1 protein-coding gene is annotated in these 736 nt (G+C 65.1%); it reads left to right on the forward strand.

Annotated elements, in window-relative coordinates:
- On the forward strand, window positions 1–736 hold a 736-nt coding region (locus IPZ69_RS46745; protein WP_235461020.1), incomplete at both ends, for an adenosylhomocysteinase.

The raw sequence follows: 736 nt of genomic DNA on the forward strand, positions 1-736 counted from the left end.
GCGATCAACGTGAACGACGCCGTGACGAAGTCGAAGTTCGACAACAAGTACGGCTGCCGCCACTCACTGATCGACGGCATCAACCGCGCCACCGACACCCTGATCGGCGGCAAGACCGCCGTCGTGTGTGGCTACGGGGACGTGGGCAAGGGCTGTGCGGAGTCGCTGCGCGGCCAGGGTGCCCGGGTGATCATCACGGAGATCGACCCGATCTGCGCGCTGCAGGCGGCGATGGACGGCTACCAGGTCACCACCCTGGACGAGGTCGTCGACAAGGCCGACATCTTCATCACCACGACCGGCAACAAGGACATCGTCATGGCCGCCGACATGGCCAGGATGAAGCACCAGGCCATCGTCGGGAACATCGGTCACTTCGACAACGAGATCGACATGGCCGGTCTGGCGAAGGTCGCGGGGATCGTCAAGGACGAGGTCAAGCCGCAGGTCCACACGTGGACGTTCCCGGACGGCAAGGTGATCATCGTGCTGTCCGAGGGCCGTCTGCTGAACCTGGGCAACGCCACCGGACACCCCTCGTTCGTGATGTCCAACTCGTTCGCGGACCAGACGCTGGCCCAGATCGAGCTGTTCACCAAGCAGTCCGAGTACCCGATCGGCGTGTACACGCTGCCCAAGCACCTCGACGAGAAGGTCGCCCGGCTCCACCTCGACGCCCTCGGCGTCAAGCTCACGACGCTGCGCCCGGAGCAGGCCGCGTACATCGGCGTGGAGG

It is taken from the genome of Streptomyces olivochromogenes, assembly GCF_021538895.1.
In the GTDB taxonomy this organism is placed as follows: Bacteria; Actinomycetota; Actinomycetes; order Streptomycetales; family Streptomycetaceae; genus Streptomyces; species Streptomyces olivochromogenes_A.